This window comes from Okeania sp. SIO2B3, assembly GCF_010672525.1.
In the GTDB taxonomy this organism is placed as follows: Bacteria; Cyanobacteriota; Cyanobacteriia; order Cyanobacteriales; family Microcoleaceae; genus Okeania.
Genome location: NZ_JAAHGH010000005.1, coordinates 225,676 through 248,571 on the forward strand (window position 1 = coordinate 225,676; position 22,896 = coordinate 248,571).

A 22,896-nucleotide genomic window follows, 5' to 3' on the forward strand; every position below is an offset into this window, starting at 1 on the left:
ATAAGGGTTTCCAAAAATAAAAATTTTGGAAATTTTTTTTATTAAATTTGTTTTTCAGGAACTAAATATTGATTGCCATTAACAAAATATCATCAAATTAAGCAGCTTAAAAAAATCAAACACTTACCAATAAATTAATTATGTAAAGACAAATATTTGTATAATTTTATTTTTCAATAGATTAATCATTATATAAAAATCTTATTTTGCCCAGTCAGAATGTTGATATAGCAGAAGGAAGAAGGAAGAAAGAAGAAGCAGGAAAGTTAATTATTGATATTCCGTTGTTTTAGATCTTCTATAAAGTCAAAAGTAGTAATGGCAGTTGCTGTATATACAAAATATCAAAACTATTTTCAAAATATCTATAGCGATCGCCGAATAATTGATGACACCGATGAGGATGATAACCGAGTAGGAGAGACAATACCTATCTCATAACTTATTTTTGACTGCTATAATTAGGGTTTGCTGAAAAAGTATTATGGTTAAGGGTAGGAGTTAAACTACCCCTAATATCATGTCCGGATAATTAGTGATGAAAAAATTTATCATGAGTGCTTAAACAATAAATCTTTCTATTTTCCCCTCCACCGGAGGGGTTAGGGGTGGGTTCTCTACTCCCCTACTCCCCTACTCCCCCGCTCCCCTACTATCTTAATAATAAGTATTCAACCGGACATGATATAACCCCTCCCAGGAGGGGAAGGAGCGAGTCAGGAGAAATGGGAATTACAGAGGATGTAGTTGGAAGAATTGTCCCTTAATTTTTCTGTCCTTGTCTGCACAAAATGCTAACATCCATAAGCTTTCTAGACCAAAAAGCTGGCACTTTTTTTCAACCTAATATGATAAGACTGAAACCTTTATATGTCAATACTTTGATAGTTAATCAGCAAGCCCTAATTATACTTTTACATACCTACAAAAGTATAAATTAAAAAGTGTGAGAAAAAAAATAGTATGTTATAATACTCATCATAAATGAATTCTAATGATTTTTAGGAAAATCACTCTATACCCTCGTCAAGTAGGGGGTCAGAGTTAGCATGACAGCCATCGAATCAATATCATTATTTACTGAACAGTTAGTAAGAGCTAAAACAGGTAAATCTCTGTCAGACATTGAAAGAGAAGTTCTACGACTATCCTTGTCTGGAAAAACCTATAGTCAAATAGCCTCTAAATCAGACTATTCTAGAGATTATATTAGCCAAAATGTGGCTCCTAAATTATGGAAGTTGCTCAGTAATATTCTCAAAGAAAAAATTAGTAAAACTAACTGCCTTTCTGTATTAGAAAGACAACTATTGATCGATCAAGCAAGTAAAAAACAACCTATACAGACCAGCTTAATTAATACAAATACAATCCAATCTTCAGAAATTTCCGAAATTAATGATTGTAAATTACTAGATGGTAGAATTCCTATGGGTTCTCCATATTATATAGAACGTGCGGAACAATTAATCTGTTATTCAGAAATTAATAAACCAGGATCGTTTCTGCGTATTAAAGCACCCAGACAAATGGGAAAAACTTCTCTATTAATGAGAGTTATTAATTATGCTATTAAACAACAATATCAGACAGTACGATTAAGTTTACGAAGGGTTGATAGTACAGTTATCAAAGATATCAATAAATTTTTAAGATGGTTTTGTGCTAGCGTAACCAGAAAATTACAGCTAGAATCAAAGTTGAATGAATATTGGGACGAAGATATTGGTAGTATAGAAAGCTGCACTGTATATTTTCAAGACTATTTGCTTTCTATCACAGATAATCCCATTGTTTTAGCAATAGATGAAGTAGATTATATTTTTCAATCTCCAGAAATAGCTAATGATTTTCTGTCAATGTTGCATTCTTGGTATGGGGAAGCAAAAGAAGTTAAGCTCTGGCAAAAACTGCGGATAGTATTAGTAAAATCTACAGAAGTTTATATGGCAATGAATATTAATAAATCACCTTTTAATATGGGGATAGCTATAGATTTATCCCCATTTAATCTCGAACAAACCCAGGAATTAGCACAACGTTATCAAATAGAGCTATTACCACAAGAAAAAAATCAATTAATGCGATTACTGGGTGGTCATCCCTATCTAGTTAATACTACTTTTTATTATATTAAATGTCATAATGCCAGTTTAGAAAGCTTAATCAAAACATCAGCTACAGACACAGGTATTTATAGTAACCATTTACATCAACATTTACAAAATCTGCAACAATATCCAGAACTTAAAACAGCTTTTGAACAAGTATTGCGAGCTATAACTCCTGTAGAGTTAGAGCAGGTATTGGCATTTAAGTTAAAAAGTATGGGTTTGGTTGTACAATTAGAAGGTAATTTAGTTATGCCTAGTTGTGACTTATACAGGCGATACTTTTATAATGTATTTGTTAGTTTATAGTTGGGAAGTTTAGGGGCTAATATTATCTCCAGTTGAATACTTAGGGTTTGCGCTCAAAAGTCTTATGGGTTAGGGTAGGAGACAGGAGACAACCCACCCCTAACCCCTCCGGTGGAGGGGAAGACAGGAGACAGGAGAAAAGGGAATGAGCGAGGAGGTAGGAGCGGGCGTTTTGTCCTTTGATTTTTCTGCCCAACTATGAGCCTAAAATAATAACTTTTTGAGCATGAAGAGCTGAAAACCAGGCACTTTTTTCGATACCAAAAAGGCTAAAACCTTTATCTGTAAATACTTTTAGATTTAATCAGCAAGCCCTACTTATAAATAAATGACGGAGTCCTCAGGAGTCAGGAGTCAGGAGTCAGGAGGGAAAAAGAGGGAAGAACAGGAGAAAGTTTTTTCATCACTAATTATTCGGACATGATGTAACACAAGAGTGAAATTTCTCCTCTTTATTCCTTCCACCCCCTAACTAAACTAATGGTTCTTGCTGAGTCGTGCAATGTATTCCTCCGCCTCCGGAAGCAATTTCATCAATATTAATTTGCACAATATCTCGACTGGGGAAAAGTTCTGCTAGAGTTTCTTTGGCGCGTCTGTCCGACTGGCGATCGCCAAATTTTGGTGCAATAAGAGCACCGTTAATCACATAAAAATTAATATATCCGGCGGCAAAGTCATCGCTTTCGTATCCCGGTCGTATTCTTTTCGGTGCTGGAAGCACAACAACTTCTAATTTTTTCCCATCCGCATCTGTTGACGACCGCAAAATTTCTAAATGTTTTTTGGTAACAGCATGGTCAAAAGATTCAGGGTCTGGATCGTATCCAGCAACAACAACACCGGGACGAACAAAACGGGCATAAAAATCTGTATGTCCATCGGTAATATCGTAACCTCTGATACCCGGCAACCAGATAATTTTACGCAACCCCAATAAAGACTTTAATTCTGTTTCGCAATCAATTTTGCTCCAACCAGGATTGCGATTATTATTGATAATACAACTTTCAGTTACGATCGCTGTACCATTACCATCAACTTCAATACCACCTCCTTCAAATACAAGTTCTGTATTGATTAGCGGTACTCCTGATTTTTTTGCTACAAACTTAGCTACTTCAGCATCGCGGTCGTGATATTGCTTATTTCCCCAACCATTAAAATTAAAATCAATGGCCGCTTTTTGACCTTTCTCATTCACAACAAAAACTGGCCCTGTATCCCTCATCCAAAGGTCATCTATAGGACAAATAATCAACTCCACACTAGAGCCACATTTGGCTGCGGCTACATCATAGTCTGCCTCACGAACTAACATTTTTACAGGTTCATATTCAGCGATCGCTCTGGCAATGTTTGCTAGATTATCTTGTACTCCAGAATAGTATTTACGTCCCCAAATATCTTTACTTGCACTAAATGCCATCCAAGTACACAAATGAGGTTCGCCTTCATCTGGCATATAAAACGAGGTATTTGATGACATAGAAATTGATGTTTGATTTAATAATTGAGGATTAGTTGTGGCAGAGCTGACTAAACTCTTGAGAAAAATATAGCTTGATGTGGTCGATATTAACTGGAGAAAAAATCGTCTATTCATAAATTTTATCATGGCCGGTTGAATACTTATAAATAACTTAGCGAGGAGTCATACCATTTCTCTGTAAAAATGCGCTTAATCATTATTGCTCAAACCTCATTAAACTGACTATTCTCATCTTTATATTAAGTGCAACTTCATGGAGAAATGGTATCAGGAGGGAAGAAGAAGATAAGAAAGTTTTTGATCGCTAGACCTCTCCAAAAATCAAAAGTAAAATCAATTCTTATCCATAGATTATCAATTACTTCTCCCTATTGCCCATTGCCTATTCCCTATTTTCTGGAGATGTCTACTAATTATCCGGACATGATATAAATCTTATCAGTTTTCAAGAGTGGTAATTGTTAATTATTAATTGTTGAAGATTGGTTACTGCCAGAGGAGGATGAAGCGTGGCACTATTTATTAAGAGTGATGTGGTTGTTGTTTCATTTTTCTATTCCTTATTCTCTTCTTCAAATCCAGTGATAATTGCTACTAAAATTGCCATTAATTCTTCTAAATCATTAGGTGCTCGATCTAAATTTAGGTCTTGTTTAACTTGTTTTTCTTGTCGTTTCAACAGAGAAATTTGCCAAATATTTCCGATAGAAACAGCTCCATATAATAAATTTTGTTCTGCTTCGATTCCTTTATCGAGAGCAATTAGCTCAGTCACAAATTGCTTAAAACCTCTTTCTAAGTTTTCATCCTTTGCCTCAATAACTAATAAATTATTTCCTGCTTGTAAAAAATAATCTAGAGAACCTTTGAGTTGAGATGAAATTTCCAAAGGATAGGAAACTTTTAGTTTTGCCTGACAATAATCGACTAATTCTATTAAAACTGGAGCAATTAAAAATTCTCGCCTTGCCATCTCACTATCTAAAGTAATATAGGGAAGACTTTTCCTAAATCTTTGCTTGAGATTTTCTACCCCATCAACTTGCTGTTGAGACTTTGGCAAAACCAATTCTTCTGTTATTAATTGATAACCAAAATAATTTAATATATCTTCCGGGTAATAATTCAACTTGAAATAATCTGAAAAATTGCAACTATCGGGTAATGTAATTGATATATTTTTCATAAGTTTTGCCAGAATATTCTGATGGTTTAAGAGGTTGTCTGAGAAGCCCCATTTGCTACATCCAAGCCCCCTACATTCCCCCAATTTGGGGGGACTAGAGCAAGCAAATTGACTCTTGTTCCCCCCAAAGTTGGGGGGGGCTAGGGGGGCAAAATTCAGTGACCCCGCGCATCCCCAAATTTTGGGAGACTAGAGCAAGCAAATTGACTCTTGTTCCCCCCAAAGTTGGGGGGCTGGGGGGGCAAAATTCAGTGACCCCGCGCATCCCCAAATTTTGGGAGACTAGAGCAAGCAAATTGACTCTTATTCCCCCCAAAGTTGGGGGGGCTAGGGGGCAAAATTCAGTATTAAAAAACTTTTCAGATATCCTCTAATACCCCGCCATCTACCTTACTTCTTCCTTCTTCAACCTTGAAATATTTGGTTAGCGGTTAAATCTAATCCAGGAAAAGTAGTGGGTTTAATTAATTCATTACCTCTAAAACATTGGACTTGATATTCATCATCAATAAGCTGATAAATAGAAATAGTTGGTTGTTTTGGATTACCAAGATAACGATAACCACCTATTCCTAGATAATCGACAATCCAATATTCATTAATGCCAATTTCCTCTCTTCGAGACGCTACGCGAAAGTAATCCCTTAATTTAGTTAAATAATCATCTCGCCAATTACTACTCACAATTTCTATTACTAAGGGAATTGATTCTCCTTTTGTTAGGGTTGAATATTTTTCCCACAAAGGTTCGTCTTTAAGAGCATTTCTATCTACAACTAATGCATCAGGTAAATAACCACTATTTTCATTGGGTACTTTTACTAATGCTTGTTTGGGTAAAAAATATGATAGTTTACTCTGTCTAAAAAAAACAGCCAATTCAACTGCTAAAAATCCTGAAATTTATTCATATTTTCCTTTTGGCTGCATTTCTACAATCATTCCCTTATATAATTCATAATGCCCATTTTCTGCTTTACAGTCAAGAAATTCATTAAAGGTCATTAATTTAGGTAAAGCTTGATTTTGTATCATCTTAAATTAGCCTCAAATTATTGATAGAGAATAGGGAATAGGGAATAGGAAGATAAAATTTTTTATTTCATATCTTGAATTGATTTAATTAGGGCTTGCTGATTAATTATAAAAGTATTGACAGATAAAATTTTTAGCGTTTTAGAGTTGAAAAAAGTACCAGTTTTTCGGTGGCAATAGCTGCATAAAGCTAGTATTTTGGGATGATTATGGCAGAAAAATTGAGAGACAATTCTTAACTCCTACCTCCTCGCTCCCGAGCCATTTCTCCTCTCCTGGGAGGGGGAGGGGCGAGGGGTGGGTTGTCTCCTGTCTCCTACAAAGAGCAAAAAGACTTTATTCAACAAACCCTAATTAACACTTTTGCCAGAGGTCTATCTTTGTTATTGATAGGGAATAGGTAATAGGGAATAGTTGGAAAAACATTTCCTAGTCTAAGATTCATCATCCGCATAAGTCCTAAGCAATTATTTTTTAGCTATATGATTAATTTCCTGTTATATTGCAACTCTTTTCTTCCTTCTTCCTTCTCATACCAATTCACTTGAAAAATGTCACAAATACTTTCAAACTTTAAATGTTAAATAATTTCGGTAAATTAGTGTAGCATCAAAGTTTTGAGCTGATACAATCTAACTTTTAACTTTTAACTTTTAACTTTTAACTTTTGACTTTTGACTTATAACTTCTCTTCCTTCTTCCTTCTTCCTTCTTCCTTCTTCCTTGCTTACTGATACTCTCGCTTAATTGATTTTGCCCACAATAAAAATGGTATTACACCACCTCCTAATAATACTGCTAAAGTAAATAAGAAAATGATGAGTCTAGTCAAAAAAGGTAGGGAGCGCGACACCCAAGGAAATACATAAGGTTGTTGTTCTGAATCTACTGAATTATCGGGTAAATTGAGACTAACTTGCACATTATGTAACGAACCACGGTCGGCATTTATTGGCTGAATATAGTTAATTTGATACTCATCAAATAAAGCCTCTAAAAATTCGGTCAAACTTGCAGAAATATCCTCAGCATTACCAGAAAATTCAGCAATACCATTAGTTACACCCGCAATTTGTTGTAGTCGTTGTTGATCGACAAATTCTTCAGCAGCAAGTTCGGTTAATTCTTCAGAATTATTACTTTTTTTTCCTCCTCTCACACTAATATCTCTAATAGTAGGAAGTTCCTCTAAATCATATTTTTGCTGCAACTGTTGGGGAGTCAAACCATAACCCAAAGTATGCACAGTAATATTAGGATAACTCTTCAACATAAACACAAGTTTTTCAAAGTCTTGTGCTTCTAATTCTGGTTCATTTTCTCTATTTCCATAAATACTATGATAGCCATCAGAAAGTAAAATTATCGAACGTCTTGGTTGAGATAAATTAGAATTTGGGCGTGGGTTAAAACGAGTATCTTCGGAATTACCAAAAAATTGTACTGCCTGACGCAAAGGTTCATAAATATCTGTAGCTGCACAAAGATTATCCAGTTGACTTTCTAGTTTTTTGAGAGATTGTTCAACCTTTCTATTACCTGCTAAAACAAAATTATCTAGTTCTTTTTTAGTCACTTTATTTCCCGGACAATTTTTACCTCCTTTGCCAAAAGGTACAATAGAAATTTTGGTATTTTCTCCCTTTTCAGCTAAATCTTGATTGAATTTTCTCATTGCAGCGATCGCTCCTTCTAATTTGGTTTTTTCCCCACTACTATCTAATTGTTTCATACTGCCACTAAAATCTAATAAAACAATTACCCAAGCAGGGGGTAATTCTGCGGGCAGGGGAATTTTCCAATTAATATCAATGGGATTTAAAGTTTTACATTTTCCAGTTTTAGGCTCTGTTTTGGGCGGACAAACTGTTAAATTAAAGTTCTCTTTTTCCAGTTCTCTTACTGGTTTATTTTTTTGGTCATAAACTTTGATTCGTAGGGTAACTTTACCTTCATTACGTTCAGGAATAGCTTCAATAATTTCCACATTTTTCACTTGAGCAAAGCTAGGATTAATGCAGGAAATTACTATTAACAAAGAAAAACTAACCTTGTGGGTCCAAGAAGCGATTATAGTAGACAAATCTGAATAATTTTTTACCATTATAGCCCTCATTTTCGGCATAAAATGCAATTAAATCGTTATGTTTTAGTTTGATTGGCGTACTTTCCTTCAAGCGATCGCCTTGATATTCTATTTTATTAAAAAACTTGAGATTAGGTACTAAAATTGTTTGGCTAGATGCTAAGTCTAAGTCAGCAATATGCAGTGGCAAACCAGGGATACAAATATCCACACCAAATTGTTGACTGCCCATAATTTTTAACTGAGCTGAACCTATTTTAACTTTACCTCTTGCAGGTAATTGAATTGATAATCCTTCCTCAATTTTATCCGCTAAATCATTACTAACAAATTTAATTCTGGGTGATAATTCTTTCTGAATATGAGGATAATTACTAGATGTTTCAGACTGATTAAAATTTACATTTTCCGTATATTCAAAACCAGCTCCAGCTCTGAGGGCAACTAGATGACTAGGAGAGGTAGAAAAACTCAAGACTAAACCCAATAAACCGCCTAATAAAGAAAAACCTATTGTGTCTTCCCAAACTTGTAAAGCTGTGGGAATTCCATCCATTTGTTGTCGTATCCATTCAAAGATAATTGCTGCAATTAAAGCAGTCAAAATACTGGTAGTCAAACTAATGGTAAGTCGCTGCAAAAAACGCCGTTTATCTCCTGCTTCTATACTACGCCAGCGCCAAGTAAAACCTTCAGCTAAACCCACTGCTCCACCAATTAAAATCCACCCTACTATTCTCACAAATTCATCAGGTACAGTTATAACTTTATCTCTTAATTGTGGATTGAGTAATATTTGTACTAATCCTCCAGAGGCAATACCGATTAATAATCCTAATCCCGCAGCAATACTTAGGGGTATTATACCTCTGTTGAAGTTGCGTTTAAATCGAGTGGGATTACTTAAAAATATATCTGTGGCAACTATACCAACTGCTAGAGAAATTGCTGCACAAGGAAATAATACTAATTCAGGAAATTTTTGTAACCAGCCTAAATCACTGAGGATAAATTGCCCTATACTCCAGCCGATTAATGCTGATGTAATTCCTGATAGAATATATAGATATATTCTCATAATTTATAATTAATTTTAATTTAGATAGAGTCAGAATTAGCAGATAATTAGTAAATATATGTCAGCATTTCCTGCGGAATGTTGCGCAAACAGCTATTAGCATTTCCTAGGTCATGTTACGCAAATAGCTTTTGAACGTTAATAACTGACTAAGGTTAGCTTGTTACCTTTTTTTTCTGCGGAATGCTCCCCAAACATAATTTTGAATTCTCCTTCTAAGATAATAAGTTGATAACTGATAGCTGACTGCTGATAGCTGACTGCTGAATGCTTACAAATATACAAGTTTTGAATCTTTTGCATTTTAAATATTATCTTCCAGAATGTCAATAGTATGTTGGCAGAAAGAAAGAACCAACGGCAGGGATTTTTAATACATATTAGACGGAATGAAGAAAATAATAATAATACTGTTTTTTATCTTCTTGTTATATTGAATCTTTTTGTCCTAGTTTTAACTAATAAATATTAGGAGCTTAACCGATTTTCTGGGACTATATGAGCTAGTAGCAATTACTTTCGACTTTTGATTTTTATTATGGGCACGTTGCTCCAAAATCTCATCAAAAAAATCTCAAAAAATGGAAGATATAACTTGACATAGAATACTTGACAAGATATTATAAATATAATGGAAAAGGTGCGCTCATATATAGTAATAAGAGAAGAGCGAAAAACCCCGAAAAATCAGCTTTACCCTCAGCCTACGAAAATTTAACCACTAATAAATTTCCGGAATAAGTATTGCATGATCAAATAGTAAAGATTCAGGAGATTTAGGTCAGACATATAAATTGACTATCAAAGCCAAAATATGTAATTAAATATCTGTACGAAAAATTCTTAAATCAAGAAATATCCCACAAAGAATACTGATTTATAATCTCCAGGTACATCGACAATTTTGAGCCAGACTTTTCACAGTAGAAGTAATAGAGAATTTGTAGATGCTCTGGCGCGCGATCGCCTCACAAATCATCAATGGATAAATTAGATTAAATAGAAGGGAAAAACAAGTCAAAATTTACTCTGTCTCTGAGTGAAAAATCTCAAAAAATGGAAGCTCTACCTTGACATAGAATACTTGACAAGATATTATAAGTACAATGGAAAAGGTGTGCTCATATATAGTAATAATTAAAGGGTAAAAAACCCGAAAAATCAGCTTTACCCTCAGCCTACGAAAATTTAACCACTAAGAAATTCCCAGAATAAGTATTGCATTATCAAATCTCAAGAAAAAGGAGATGGTAGTGAGATATATAAATTGACTATCAAAGCCAAAATATCTAGTCAAACATCTGTACGAAAAATTCTTAAATCCAGGAATATTCCACAAAGAATACTGATTTATAATCTCCTGGTACATCGACAATTTTGAGCCAGACTTTTCACAGTAGAATTAATAGAGAAGTTGTAGATGCTCTGGTGGCGATCAGCTCAAAAATAATCAATGGATAAATAGATTGAATAGACGAGAAAACAACTCAAAATTTATTCTGTCTCTGATTGAAAAATTTCATCAAAAAAATCTCAAAAAATGGAAGATATAACTTGACATAGAATACTTGACAAGATATTATAAATATAATGGAAAAGGTGCGCTCATATATAGTAAGAATCAAAGGGCAATAAACCCCGAAAAATCAGCTTTACCCTCAGCCTACGAAAATTTAACCACTAATAAATTTCCGGAATAAGTATTGGATCATCAAATCGTAAAGATTCAGGAGATTTAGGTCAGACATATAAATTGACTATCAAAGCCAAAATATGTAATTAAATATCTGTACGAAAAATTCTTAAATCCAGGAATATCCCACAAAGAATACTGATTTATAATCTCCTGGTACATCGACAATTTTTACCACAACTTTCCAGATGATAAGTAATAGAGAAGTTGTAGATGCTCTGGCGCGCGATCGCCTCAAAAATAATCAATGGATAAATTAGATTGAATAGACGGGAAAAACAAGTCAAAATTTACTCTGTCTCTGAGTGAAAAATCTCAAAAAATGGAAGCTCTACCTTGACATAGAATACTTGACAAGATATTATAAATATAATGGAAAAGGTGTGCTCATATATAGTAATAAGAGAAGAGCGAAAAACCCAGAAAAATAGGTTTGACCCTCAGCAACACCGAAAATATTATTAGGAGTAATTAAGAGAAATTATTATCTCATCAGAAAATATCTAGATCGAGAAAAATCCATTTTTCTCCTCTCATCAGTTTGCCTTTTAGCCTTTCGTTTTTCCCGTGTCTTCTATAATTAAACCCCCTAGTGTGATGCAACCTAGTACAAGACTAGAAGCAAACCACCACCACAGCAGAGGTCCTAGTGTCAATGGATTCAATTTAGCCTCAAAATCACCCAACCCCTCATTAAATGGTCTTAATGGATCGAAAGGCACAGTCAAGTTTGTGATAAGTAAATTAGTCTCTGTAGAAGTTTTGTCCTTAAAAGTCATTAATTTGGAGACTGTAGTATCGGCATACACAGTAGAATATTCCGAAAGTGTAGGTGTTTTTTCCTCTGTAATAGTTAAGCCTCCAGAATTACCAAACACATCATTGAAAGAATTAGGATCTACAGATAAATTATACAATACACCATTAAAATTCTGGTCGATAATGCCCCTGACATGAAGAGTATCTTCAGTATCAACTAAGGGTAAGAAAGCCATAGCAGAGTTAGTTAAAGCGAACAAAGAAACAGCACTTGTAACTGTAGCAACTAGGAGACCCTGAAAAGATAAGTTGAAGTTTTTCATTTACACTATTTGATGATAGATGCAGATTGAGTCTGTTGTTTATTCAGATATCTTAGTGTTTCAACTTTACATCAGTAAAATTTCAGTTGCAAGTGTTTTAGGCCAACTTCATTAAATCTTCATAAATAGAGACTTATTTTTACTAAATTTTCTATATACAAATTTCATAATTCTGTGGCTAATAAAGGCGATCGCTGTAATTATAGAGCTGTTATAAAGACCTAAGCAAAATCAAGTAATTAATTTGATTCGCTAAAATTTTTACAACAATTGAATTAATTATCACTATAATTAGGGTTTGCTGAAAAAGTCTTTTTGCTGGGGGGGGTAGGAGACAGGAGACAACCCACCCCTAGCCCCTCCCAACCCACCCCTAGCCCCTCCCAGGAGGGGAGGGGGAGACAGGAGAAATGGCTCGGGAGCGAGGAGGTAGAAGTAAGAATTGTAAGAATGATTTTTCTGCCCAACTATGCACCTAAAATACGCTCCTTTTTGAGTTTTTAGACTTAAACAGGCGCACTGCAATTCGACCATAAAAAGGCTAAAACCTTTATCTGTAAATGCTTTGATATTTAATCAGCAAACCCTAATTATTACCCTTGCTGAAGATAATTATCAAACCTTTCCCGTAATTGTTCAACCGTCAAATTCTGCATCCAATACTCTACCAAAGCATGACCAAAAGCCCAAGCATTCCGGTCTGGTGAAGAAGGATTTTCTAATAACAAAGGCCAAAGTGCCAGTAAGTCAAAACTACCTAAATTTGCATCCCCACTTAAGAGGGAAAATAAGTCGTAAGCCATTTGTAACTTACCAATAACCACAGGCAACTCTTCAACCGGAATTTTTTCCGCCAGCAAATAAGCTAAAGTTGGCGAACCAGTTGTCAAAGTAGAAACGAACTGTAACACTGGACTTTTTAACAAAGCAGTTAACCCCTGAGTAGTCGCCATTTGGAAAGTGTAACGATCTATAATTTTAGCTGCTGCAACAGTACGAACTTCGCGATCGCGCAAAAACCGAGCCAGACGTAGTTGTTTAGCAGGAGCAATAGCTTCTAGCAAAGACATAGAAATAGCATCAACATTCCAAGCACCTCTATCACTTTTAATATCCCCCGTAACCACAGGCAAAACTTGATTACAAAAATCCCCAAATATTTCCGCACGATATTGAGTCGCCTCCCGAATAGACTTTTCCTTTGCGCCTTTACCCCAAACAAAATCATAAGGAGGTTGCCATTCTCGGATAGGTCGCAAACGGTCAACTTGGGTAACAATAACAATAGCTGGCAAATCTGCAATTTCCTGTTTCAATTCTTGGAGAAAGTCTACATCCATTTGTAGTGCAGGGTCGAGAGCAGGAGTAACCAGCAACAATAGATCGGCAGTTTCAGCATAGTCGAGTACAAGTTCCCGCAAGTCTGGGCGGTTTGCTTGTTCGTAACCTGGTGTATCCCACAAATTGAGAGTCTCTCCAGTTTGCTGCCATTGATAATTTTGAATTTTATCCGTACTAGGTAATACATCCACTTCGGCACGGTCAGCTTGAAACAGAGTATTAATCAAACTACTCTTTCCCGCTCCCGTGCGCCCCACCAACAAAATATTCACAGGTTTTTGCTCTACAGTTTCAGCAGGTTGAGCTTGTTCAAGAATTTGTTCGAGGGTTTGAGTTTCTGCTTTTGGGAGAGTAGGAGCAGGAATAACAGACTCAGAAAATTCTAAGTTGTTGCCCCCGTAGAGAGCGATCGCTTGCTGACATAGATTTCGCAATGCCACTTCCCGTAATATCTGACTGAAATTCATCAATAACTGTTGGTTTGCCTGGTCACTGTAACGCCGACTTGCTAGTTTAGCTGCTGCTGTTACTGGGTTAAGAAACCATTGTGCCCAACCCCAAACTCGGAAAAGTTTCCGTGCAGAGGGTTCTAATTTACGATATATTTCATATCCCTGATACGCTTGACCGACAGTTATTTGATTCAAAGTTGGAGATAATTTTTGCATCCATCGGTCCATATCATCAACGGTACCTCGAATTAGACCGTAAGCTTGGGGAATGTAGATATTGAGCAGAGGATATTTGCCCTCCGGATGGTAAGTATTAGCAACAGCAACTATTACTGCTTGACAACGTTGCCAAAATGTTTGCCAGTCTTCCCACAAAGGAAGGTCGTTGCGGGATAATTTCAGAATTTCTTGCAGAGCGGTTTCTACCTGGAGAGTTGCATCACTTTTTGTGGGTAGAGTTGTGGTGTCATCAGTAAATTCGATTTGTTTGTTAACTTCTGCTATTACCTTTTTCATTTGTTCAACTGCTGGTCGCGTCCATTTGACTAGCAACCAACGCCATCCCACAAAAAGGAGGATAAATATGCCCCATATCCAGTTTATTCCCCACTGGTTGATTTGCATTCCAGCAGATATCATCAGGAAAGCTACAACACTAGCAAGGGGAAGAGCTAAAATTACTAATTGCCAAAGTTTTAATCGTACCATTGTCTATATGTATTAATAGGAGAGTGGGGGAGTCTGCTTTGCTAAATTCAAGCCCCCGCGCATCCCCCAATTTTGGGGGACTAGAGCAAGCAAATTGACTCTTGTCCCCCCCAAAGTTGGGGGGCTAGGGGGGCAAATTTCAGTTATCAGTTATCAGTTATCAGTTATCAGTAAAATAATTTTTGAAGGAAGTTTAGGGGGAAATTCCTACCAAGGAATGCTGCGCAAACAGCGATAGGTACTGATAACTGAAATGACAACCCCCTTCTTCTTCCCTCCTGTACAGGCGAACGGCCGTTTGCTTCGGATAACTATCGTTAACGCCCCTACTCCTAACTCCTGACTCCTGACTCCTGAAAAAAATTAAGCAACGCCTGAGTTGTTTCCTCTGGAGCTTCCTCTGGCAAAAAGTGACCACAGGGGAAAGCTTGACCTCGCACATCTATTGCTCTTTCTCGCCAAGTTTCCAGTACATCATAACATTTTTCCATCACCCCGCGCTCTCCCCACAACACAAGTAACGGACATTCTATTCTACTGTTAATATCTTCTGCATCATGTTCCAAGTCAATAGTAGCTGCAGCACGATAGTCTTCACAAGTTCCATGAATACTGGCAGGGTCACTAAAACAACGAATGTATTCTGCAATAGCATTCTCAGTAAAAGCAGCTTGGTCATAACTCCACTGTTTTAGTTTGTTGACAAGATAAAATGCCGGGTCAGAACCGATCATGCGTTCGGGAATATTGTTGGGTTCGAGCAGAAAAAACCAGTGAGAGTAAGCAGTAGCTAGTTGTTGGTTGACAGTTTGAAAAATTTTCCTGGTTGGTACGATGTCGAGAACTGCTGCTTTTTCCACACAATGAGGGTGGTCGAGTAAAAGGCGATGGAGAACTCTACCTCCACGGTCGTGACCTGCTGCCAAGAATTTGGAGTAACCTAGAGCTGCCATGACTTCTATTTGGTCTTGGGCAGTAACTCGTTTGGAATAGGTGAGATGTTGAGGATCGGAGGGTGGTTTGTCACTATCGCCATAACCGCGTAGGTCTGTACAGATGACGGTGAAGTGTTGGGCAAGAGCGGGAGCGACTTTGTGCCACATAATGTGAGTTTGAGGATAGCCATGTAATAGTAGTAGTGGATAACCTTTTCCGCCTTTGGCTAAATTAATGGTGGCATTGGAAGTGGGTATTTTGTGGTAGGTAAATTGTTCAAACATGAAAATTTATTTGGGTTGGTGAACAGTAGGAACTGAGATTTATACAATAGACATCTCCGGAGAAGAGGGAGTAGGGGGTAGTAGGGACGTTGCATGCAACGTCCCTACAGAGTAGGGAAAAATAATTGATAATTTATGGATAATAATTGATTTATTTTTGATTTTTGGAGATGTCTGATAGGAATTGCTTCTACCCATAGACCGAAATTTTTACTAGAGGTAGGAGCAAGTATAGTTCTGATATCAAGTCTCATTAATTAGCCATAATAAAAATGTTCTTTTCTTAAAGAAGGAATATTTTTTCCGTCTCTTGGTGCGCGTTCCGCAAGCGAACTCTCGTCGTCGCGGGCTCGCACCGCTTTGTCATACTGAGCAAACAAATTTCCCCTTGTTTCCTACTCCCTACTCCCTACTCCCTACTCCCTTTCTGTGAATTTTCATCTACTTCAGAGAATACCCTATGAGTAATTTGTACTTCTGGGTTAATTTCAATCCATAAATTTGTTTCCTCAGTATGATGAGAATTATGTTGAGAGGGTTGATAGATAATTTTGCAAGGTCCGAGAATATCAGCTTCATGGCATAAATGATGGCGATCGCCCTGCTGAATATTAATTGCTGGTAAACAAGTGCCGTTTTGATGATTAGCATTGATAACGGTAGGCAATATCTGAATAACTGTTTTGCTTGTACGTTGTCCTTTATTCCAAGTACCATCAGGACCACGCCTACCTGGAATAATTTCTGGTATCCCTTGACTATTCAGAGGAATTAGCCAAGATCGTCCTTTTTTATTAGCTCCCTTAATTCTACCTTCTTTCAGCAATACCCGCACCCTAGCAGTTGAGATATTTAGGAGAAAAGCTGCTTCTGTTGTACCTACTACCATCTGAAAAAACCATTACGAAACACTTATTTTATTAGTATAACGTATAGTAGGCAACAGGCAACAGGCAACAGGGAATAGGGAATAGGGAATAGGGAATAGAAGACAAATTTAGTAAGATAATTAATAAAGCTTTTATCGTCAACTAAAAGCAATAGCTGAAGTTCGCAGTTCCGACCATAGGAGGCTAGCTGATGGCTGACGGCTGTTTGCGCAGCATTCCGCAGGAAATGCTTACATTAATAGTGACATTTATCTATATTTTTAATATTGGGTTTAAGACCCCTAAACTTATTTCCAAAAATTAGTAGTCCGTCTTTATAGCAGACATGAAACCCCCTTGACATTTCCCTTTTTTTCAAAATTTACAACATTTACAACTGATAATTTAAATAACCCCTTCTTCCTTCTTTCTTATACCAATTCATTTTAAATATGTCACAAATAGTTTTGCTCCTTTAAATGTTAAATAACTTCCGTAAATTACTGTAGCATCAAAGTTGTTTTGAGCTGATAAAATCTTAATGCATGACTTTTGTAGGGGCGAATGGCATTCGCCCCTACTTTTGACTTCTGTGAAACGGTATTCCTTCTTCCTTCTTCCTTCTTCAATAATTTTTGAAAAATTTGCATAAAAATCCTTTCTAGTGCAGATATATATATGGGGACAAAGATTAGGTCTAAGCCAAAATAGTTAGAACTTTGATAAGCTCAACTCATAACCTTCAACTGTTGTGATAGGAGAGCGATCGCTGTGGAGGACCAATTACAAAATCTAATTACCCAAATAAAGCAATATCAAAATCCGAGTCCAGCACGCCAGAAAGCTATTAATCGTCTATTGATATTAATTCAACAACTCCCTGGACTATATAGTTCGTCCCACCAGGATTATCTGGAGGCTTTTAATCGGACATTAGAATGGGTCTGCAAAAATATTCAAAATTTTGAATCTCGGCCTCCTTCTTGGGAAAGAAGCTTTGTTGTCTGGATTAATGGTTATCTGAAATGGCGTATCCAAGACTTATATACCCCAGATAACAGATATGAAAGTTTGGATAAACCTATTAGTGATGAAGGAGAAAAACTAACAACTTTAGGAGAAATTTTACCAGCTAATAGTCTAAGTTTACTAGAACAGAAAATTGCTGAATTGCAAAAAGCAAAACGTCAAAGAAAAGGTGAATATGTGAGGCAATATATTGAGAAAGACCCAGAAGAAAAGCTCAGTTCATCTCATCCTAAAAAACATCCTGAATGTAATTGTCAAGTATTAGCTATTCAGTTAAATTTTACAGAACCACCAAAGAAAATATCTGATATTTGCAAAGAAATAAATATTAGTAACCAAACTGTTTATTCCCACTGGAAGCGCAGATGTATTCCATTATTAAGAGAAATCGCTAATCAATTTGGAGAAGAATTATGAATATGACTGTTTCACAAGCATTAAAAGTTTTTGTGACCGCAGAAGCTCATCGTTATGCAGAGCAATTTGCAGCAGAACAAGCAACTCCTGAAAAAGGAAAACAAGTTTATCTAAATACTCTTGCTGTTGTGGCAGTTCAAAGTTATTTAAAGTGTTTAGGTATTCAGACCGCGATTCATCAAGGTGATTGTTGGCATTCTGGTTCAAGAGCAATATTTAATGTGGCTGATTTAGTTTTACCAAATATTGGCAAGGTGGAATGTCGTCCGGTATTTCCTGGTGAAAAAGAATTGTTTTTGGCTCCAGAAGTTATTGATAACCGCATCGGTTATATAGCGGTTCAATTTGGGGAAGATTTAAACCAAGTACAAATATTAGGATTTGTTTCTGCGAGAAATATTGATGGGTTTCAAGATTCTATTCCCCTCGCACAAATAGAATCTTTGGATGCCTTAATTGACGAAATTGATTGGTGTAAAAAATGGGTTAATTTACGTCGGTGGTTTGAAGGTTTTTTTCCGGCAGAATGGCAAAGTTTACAGTTACTGTCTACATCTACATCTACAAGAAGTTTAAGAGTTTCAAGGGATAGTATTTCTCAATCTCCAACGGATGATTTAAGTATTAGTTGTGGGAAAATTATTAATTGGGGTAGTGGAGTAAATGAAAAATCTACAGAATTAGCGGTAAAATTGACGGATAATTTTGAGGAGGAAATAGATATTTGTGTGCGACTTTCTACTACGAATAAAATTCCATATTTACCTGCTGGTTTACGAGTACAAATATTGGATGAATTTGGTAATTCTTGTATGGAAGCTGAAGCTAGGGAAGCGGATGATTGGATACAATTAGAATTTGGTTGTAAACCTCAAGAACAATTTACTGTAGAAATGAGTTTAAATGAGCAAATAATTAGGGAAAATTTTGTAGTTTAAGAGTAAGTATTTCCTGGGTCATGCTGCGCAAATAGCTGTTAGCTGTCAGCTCTTATGATAAGATTTTAATTAATATAGACTTTAAAGCAAGCTTTGATAGTAGAATTTAATTCTGATTCAATTAGTAAAGCTTTTATCTAATACCAATTTCATAAAATATTGCAAAGCGTGAGGACACAGGGAACAGGGAACACCTGAACTGTGACCAGTGAAAGAAAAACATAAATATTAAAGAGGAAAAAAGGTGGCAATTTTATAATTTATCGAATTTATATTTTTTTCTTTTAGGAATAAATCACAAATTAAGATGTAACTGCCTTTTTTGAATTTGGTATAAAACTAAAAAAAAAGTAATAGCTGATGGCTGATAGCTGACGGCTGAATACTTAAATTTTCAGATGTAACTGCCTTTTTTGAATTTGGTATAAAACTAAAAAAAAAGTAATAGCTGATGGCTGATAGCTGACGGCTGAATACTTAAATTTTCAGATGTAACTGCCTTTTTTGAATTTGGTATAAAACTAAAAAAAAAGTAATAGCTGATGGCTGAATGCTGACGGCTGAATGCTTAAATTTTCAGATGTAACTGCCTTTTTTGAATTTGGTATAAAACTAAAAAAAAAGTAATAGCTGATGGCTGAATGCTGACGGCTGAATGCTTACATTTAAGATTATCGCAGATAAATATGGAAGCTATTAAAATTATTAAGATTAAACTTATAGATAGTGGTGAAAATGGGTTTCATGTGATTTTAAATTCAATAGGTGCTAATTTTGAGCCTATTGATGGTTTTTTACCATGTCTACCTGCTGAATTAGAAAGTTCTTTTAATCAATGGCAGTCAGCTTATTCTCAGTTAGAAGATGTGAGAAAAGTAGCAACTCGTATTAGTCCACAATCAGTAGTTAATTATTCTAGTTATGAAGAAAAAGAGCAAGTAAAAATAACTCTTAATCAATGGTTGGATGGTGGCGATATTAGTTGGCAACCTGTACGGGATGAATTAATTTCTGTGTTAAGTTCTCTAGGAAGTTATGATTCAGAAATTCGCTTATTTTTGGATATTCAAAATCCTAATTTATGTCGCATCCCTTGGCAAGAATGGAATTTATTTCAGTCTCGTTTTCCGCAAACAGAAATTGCTATCCGAGTTAGAGGTAAAGGAAAGTTTAGACGGCCTCGTAAATCCTCAAAAGTAAGAATTATTGTCATAGTTGGTAAGAGTGATGGTATTAATACACAATTGGATTTAGAAGTAATTCAAAAGTTAAAAGAAAAGGGTGCAGAAGTAAGATTTTTAAATCAACCAACACAGGAGATTTTATCTGATACTTTGCGGGAGGAACCTGGTTATCATATATTGATTTTTGCCGGGCATAGTTGTAGTAAAGAAGATGGTTCAATTGGTTGGATATATTTGAACGAGCGGGATAAATTAAGTATTAAAGAGTTTAAAAATTCTTTGAGATATGCAATAGATAATGGGTTGCAGTTAGCAATATTTAATTCTTGTGATGGTTTGGGTTTAGCAAATCAGTTGGCGAAGCTTGGTTTATCACGAATTATTGTCATGCGAGAACCTGTTCCTGACCTGGTGGCAGTTAAATTTTTAGAGTACTTTTTTGCAGAATTTGCAAATAATAAATCTCTATTTAAATCTATGAGAATAGCTCGAGGAAGATTAGAACATTTTGAGTCTGAATATCCAGGGGCGATGTGGTTACCTACTCTTTGTATTCAAGAAACAGCTTTGTCTCATCCTTTGAGTTGGCAGCAGTTAATTTATCCCAATTTATGGCAGAAAGTTATCAGTAAATCTAAGCTATCTTTAGGATTAACAGCAGGAATTTTATTGATAATTTTGGCGATAAATTTAGTTAAAAATAAATTCACTGAAACTAAAACGACCGGGATACAACCAGAAATTTTACAAAATATTAGTCAGGGGGAAAAATTGTTAATTTCTTCCGAGAAAAATCCGGCAAAAGAAGAAGGAATTGAACAATTTTATAATGGTAACTTTGCTCAGGCGATCGCTCAATTTCGCCAGTCTCTCCAAGTCAAGAAAAATGACCCGGAAACTTTAATTTATTTGAATAATGCAATTGCTCAACAAAAATCTGCTACAAATATTGGGAAAAAGATAGAAATAGCAGTTAGTGTTCCTATTAGTCAGGAGTCAGATATTTCCCAGGAAATTTTGCGAGGAATTGCTCAAGCTCAAAGCGAATTTAACTGTGGTTTACCGGAAATTTCTCTGGCGATTAAAAATCCAGAAAATCAACTAAATTGCCCTGGTAGTTTCAATGGTAAATTTTTAAAAGTTACTATTGCTGATGATGAATATCTGCCAGAAACTGCAGAAAAAATTGCTCAAGCTTTAGTAGCAAAGGCAGAAATTATTGCCGTTATTGGTCATTATTCTAGTGATATGACTTTACAAGCAGGAGAGATTTATAACAAAGCAGAATTAGTAGTAATTTCTCCTACCAGCACTTCTATTCTTTTGAAAAATTTCAGTAAATTTGTGTTGAGAGTTGCACCAAATGACAGTCTAGCAGCTCAAACTCTATTCAATTATTTAGAGCGACAAAATTGGGCAGATAAAAAAATAGCAGTTGCCTATATACCTGGTAATAGTTATAGTCAGTCTTTAGCTAAAGAACTTAATAAATTACTGCCAGAAAAATTCGTATATAAGTGCAATATTTTGTCCGGGAATTTTAGTGCCAGTGACTGTGTAGAAGAAGCACAAAATCAAGGGGCAGAAATAATGTTTTTAGTCCCGGCCACAGACAGAACTTTGAGTAATGTCATAGGTATAATTAATAATGCTAAAGGATTGAAATTATTGGGTGGAGATTCTGTTTATAATCCCAGGGTATTAAAAGATGCTGGTAAACAAGCAGACCGAGGAAATTTAACCCTTGCTATTCCTTGGCATCGTCACCCTAACTCCCAATTTAGTCAAACAGCTCAAAAGTTTTGGAATGCGGAAATTAATTGGCGTACTGCTAAATCTTATGATGCGACTAAAACTATTATTAAAGCTGTAGATGAAATGATGGGGAATTATTCTCGTAAACAGTTACAAAGAATCTTATCTAATCCCAATTTTTACCTAGAAGGAGTAACTGGAAAAATTAGATTTAGGGAGTCAGGCGATCGGCAGTTTCTTGAGAAGGATAAACCACTGTTAGTTCAAGTAAAATCTAATGCTAAATCTGGAAAATATGAATTTGTAATTCTGGGGCAATGAATTAAAATAGTAATCTATTTACTTAGGATAAAATGAGTGTATCTTGTATATTTCATATCAGTTATTAGTACCTATGCAATCAGGAGACTTGACCTGGGCGAATATTCTCTTTTTTTTATCCCCTTAACAGGGGAGCCACATACCCACAATTTCTCGGTAAAAATACTTTTTTCCTATTCCCTGTTCCCTATTCCCTCCATACCTAAAGCGGAAATTAATTGGCGTACTGCTAAATCTTATGATGCGACTAAAACTATTATTAAAGCTGTAGATGAAATGATGGGGAATTATTCTCGTAAACAGTTACAAAGAATCTTATCTAATCCCAATTTTTACCTAGAAGGAGTAACTGGAAAAATTAGATTTAGGGAGTCAGGCGATCGGCAGTTTCTTGAGAAGGATAAACCACTGTTAGTTCAAGTAAAATCTAATGCTAAATCTGGAAAATATGAATTTGTAATTCTGGGGCAATGAATTAAAATAGTAATCTATTTACTTAGGATAAAATGAGTGTATCTTGTATATTTCATATCAGTTATTAGTACCTATGCAATCAGGAGACTTGACCTGGGCGAATATTCTCTTTTTTT

The 22,896-nt window shown here is 35.7% G+C and carries 19 protein-coding genes; 6 read left to right on the plus strand and 13 right to left on the minus strand.

All coding sequences use genetic code 11. The features are described from left to right. The first annotated feature begins 318 nt into the window (after positions 1-318). Positions 319-441: a hypothetical protein gene (locus tag F6K15_RS06580; protein WP_293058617.1), complete on the plus strand. Its 123-nt coding sequence runs from the start codon at positions 319-321 to the stop codon at positions 439-441. A 608-nt stretch (positions 442-1,049) separates the two neighbouring features. Then, positions 1,050-2,420, plus strand: coding sequence for an AAA-like domain-containing protein (locus F6K15_RS06585; protein ID WP_293058620.1), 1,371 nt, complete (start codon positions 1,050-1,052; stop codon positions 2,418-2,420). A gap of 472 nt (positions 2,421-2,892) precedes the next feature. On the opposite strand, the gene F6K15_RS06590 is transcribed toward F6K15_RS06585, so the two are convergent. The 13 genes from F6K15_RS06590 to F6K15_RS06645 form a co-directional block, all read right to left on the minus strand. Then, the gene (locus F6K15_RS06590) at positions 2,893-4,026 is read right to left on the minus strand and encodes an agmatine/peptidylarginine deiminase (RefSeq protein ID WP_293058623.1); all 1,134 of its coding nucleotides are present in this window, start codon (positions 4,024-4,026) and stop codon (positions 2,893-2,895) included. A 439-nt stretch (positions 4,027-4,465) separates the two neighbouring features. After that, a complete protein-coding gene (locus F6K15_RS06595) occupies positions 4,466-5,098 on the minus strand; it encodes a hypothetical protein (RefSeq protein ID WP_293058626.1) in 633 nt (210 codons plus the stop codon). 405 nt (positions 5,099-5,503) lie between these two features. Further along, complete coding sequence (locus F6K15_RS06600; protein WP_363267490.1) at positions 5,504-6,001, minus strand: Uma2 family endonuclease; 498 nt, start codon at positions 5,999-6,001, stop codon at positions 5,504-5,506. Next, positions 6,002-6,133, minus strand: coding sequence for a hypothetical protein (locus F6K15_RS38170; RefSeq protein WP_363267406.1), 132 nt, complete (start codon positions 6,131-6,133; stop codon positions 6,002-6,004). 727 nt (positions 6,134-6,860) lie between these two features. Continuing rightward, positions 6,861-8,237 (minus strand): vWA domain-containing protein, encoded by a 1,377-nt coding sequence (locus F6K15_RS06605; protein WP_293058629.1) that lies wholly within the window; start codon positions 8,235-8,237, stop codon positions 6,861-6,863. After that, positions 8,179-9,297 carry a hypothetical protein gene (locus tag F6K15_RS06610; protein WP_293058631.1) on the minus strand — a complete coding sequence of 373 codons (1,119 nt, stop codon included), beginning with the start codon at positions 9,295-9,297 and terminating at the stop codon, positions 8,179-8,181. The genes F6K15_RS06605 and F6K15_RS06610 overlap by 59 nt, the downstream gene beginning before the upstream one ends. Positions 9,298-9,435: 138 nt before the next feature. Continuing rightward, positions 9,436-9,600 (minus strand): hypothetical protein, encoded by a 165-nt coding sequence (locus F6K15_RS06615; protein WP_293058635.1) that lies wholly within the window; start codon positions 9,598-9,600, stop codon positions 9,436-9,438. 1,533 nt (positions 9,601-11,133) lie between these two features. Next, on the minus strand, positions 11,134-11,277 hold the full coding sequence (locus tag F6K15_RS06620; RefSeq protein WP_293058637.1) for a hypothetical protein: 144 nt from the start codon (positions 11,275-11,277) through the stop codon (positions 11,134-11,136). Positions 11,278-11,538: 261 nt separating this feature from the next. Next, the gene (locus tag F6K15_RS06625; protein ID WP_293058639.1) at positions 11,539-12,072 is read right to left on the minus strand and encodes a hypothetical protein; all 534 of its coding nucleotides are present in this window, start codon (positions 12,070-12,072) and stop codon (positions 11,539-11,541) included. 593 nt (positions 12,073-12,665) lie between these two features. After that, a complete protein-coding gene (locus tag F6K15_RS06630; protein ID WP_293058641.1) occupies positions 12,666-14,573 on the minus strand; it encodes a GTPase family protein in 1,908 nt (635 codons plus the stop codon). 332 nt (positions 14,574-14,905) lie between these two features. Then, the gene (locus F6K15_RS06635) at positions 14,906-15,793 is read right to left on the minus strand and encodes an alpha/beta fold hydrolase (protein ID WP_293058644.1); all 888 of its coding nucleotides are present in this window, start codon (positions 15,791-15,793) and stop codon (positions 14,906-14,908) included. A gap of 409 nt (positions 15,794-16,202) precedes the next feature. Next, positions 16,203-16,682 (minus strand): helix-turn-helix domain-containing protein, encoded by a 480-nt coding sequence (locus F6K15_RS06640; RefSeq protein ID WP_293058647.1) that lies wholly within the window; start codon positions 16,680-16,682, stop codon positions 16,203-16,205. A gap of 480 nt (positions 16,683-17,162) precedes the next feature. Beyond that, entirely contained in the window at positions 17,163-17,312 is a 150-nt protein-coding gene (locus F6K15_RS06645; RefSeq protein ID WP_293058650.1) for a hypothetical protein, read from the minus strand. Between the two features lie 121 nt (positions 17,313-17,433). Here F6K15_RS06645 and F6K15_RS06650 point away from each other — a divergent pair, with 121 nt between their 5' ends. The 4 genes from F6K15_RS06650 (at position 17,434) to F6K15_RS06665 (ending at position 22,780) form a co-directional block, all read left to right on the plus strand. Further along, positions 17,434-18,108, plus strand: a complete 675-nt coding sequence (locus F6K15_RS06650) for a hypothetical protein (protein ID WP_293058653.1) — start codon at positions 17,434-17,436, stop codon at positions 18,106-18,108. After that, positions 18,105-19,046, plus strand: a complete 942-nt coding sequence (locus F6K15_RS06655; protein ID WP_293058655.1) for a DUF1822 family protein — start codon at positions 18,105-18,107, stop codon at positions 19,044-19,046. Before F6K15_RS06650 ends, F6K15_RS06655 begins: the two co-directional genes overlap by 4 nt. Before the next feature lie 686 nt (positions 19,047-19,732). Continuing rightward, positions 19,733-22,306, plus strand: coding sequence for an ABC transporter substrate-binding protein (locus F6K15_RS06660; protein ID WP_293058658.1), 2,574 nt, complete (start codon positions 19,733-19,735; stop codon positions 22,304-22,306). 36 nt (positions 22,307-22,342) lie between these two features. Beyond that, on the plus strand, positions 22,343-22,780 hold the full coding sequence (locus F6K15_RS06665) for an ABC transporter substrate-binding protein (RefSeq protein WP_293058661.1): 438 nt from the start codon (positions 22,343-22,345) through the stop codon (positions 22,778-22,780). Positions 22,781-22,896: the final 116 nt, after the last annotated feature.

Excerpts from the sequence above, each read along its gene's own strand:
- F6K15_RS06580 (WP_293058617.1), top strand. The coding sequence starts at position 319 with ATGGCAGTTGCTGTATATACAAAATATCAAAACTATTTTCAAAATATC.
- F6K15_RS06585 (WP_293058620.1), top strand. The coding sequence starts at position 1,050 with ATGACAGCCATCGAATCAATATCATTATTTACTGAACAGTTAGTAAGA.
- F6K15_RS06590 (WP_293058623.1), bottom strand. The coding sequence starts at position 4,026 with ATGAATAGACGATTTTTTCTCCAGTTAATATCGACCACATCAAGCTAT.
- F6K15_RS06595 (WP_293058626.1), bottom strand. The coding sequence starts at position 5,098 with ATGAAAAATATATCAATTACATTACCCGATAGTTGCAATTTTTCAGAT.
- F6K15_RS38170 (WP_363267406.1), bottom strand. The coding sequence starts at position 6,133 with ATGATACAAAATCAAGCTTTACCTAAATTAATGACCTTTAATGAATTT.
- F6K15_RS06605 (WP_293058629.1), bottom strand. The coding sequence starts at position 8,237 with ATGGTAAAAAATTATTCAGATTTGTCTACTATAATCGCTTCTTGGACC.
- F6K15_RS06610 (WP_293058631.1), bottom strand. The coding sequence starts at position 9,297 with ATGAGAATATATCTATATATTCTATCAGGAATTACATCAGCATTAATC.
- F6K15_RS06615 (WP_293058635.1), bottom strand. The coding sequence starts at position 9,600 with ATGCAAAAGATTCAAAACTTGTATATTTGTAAGCATTCAGCAGTCAGC.
- F6K15_RS06625 (WP_293058639.1), bottom strand. The coding sequence starts at position 12,072 with ATGAAAAACTTCAACTTATCTTTTCAGGGTCTCCTAGTTGCTACAGTT.
- F6K15_RS06630 (WP_293058641.1), bottom strand. The coding sequence starts at position 14,573 with ATGGTACGATTAAAACTTTGGCAATTAGTAATTTTAGCTCTTCCCCTT.
- F6K15_RS06635 (WP_293058644.1), bottom strand. The coding sequence starts at position 15,793 with ATGTTTGAACAATTTACCTACCACAAAATACCCACTTCCAATGCCACC.
- F6K15_RS06640 (WP_293058647.1), bottom strand. The coding sequence starts at position 16,682 with ATGGTAGTAGGTACAACAGAAGCAGCTTTTCTCCTAAATATCTCAACT.
- F6K15_RS06645 (WP_293058650.1), bottom strand. The coding sequence starts at position 17,312 with ATGCAAATTTTTCAAAAATTATTGAAGAAGGAAGAAGGAAGAAGGAAT.
- F6K15_RS06655 (WP_293058655.1), top strand. The coding sequence starts at position 18,105 with ATGAATATGACTGTTTCACAAGCATTAAAAGTTTTTGTGACCGCAGAA.
- F6K15_RS06660 (WP_293058658.1), top strand. The coding sequence starts at position 19,733 with ATGGAAGCTATTAAAATTATTAAGATTAAACTTATAGATAGTGGTGAA.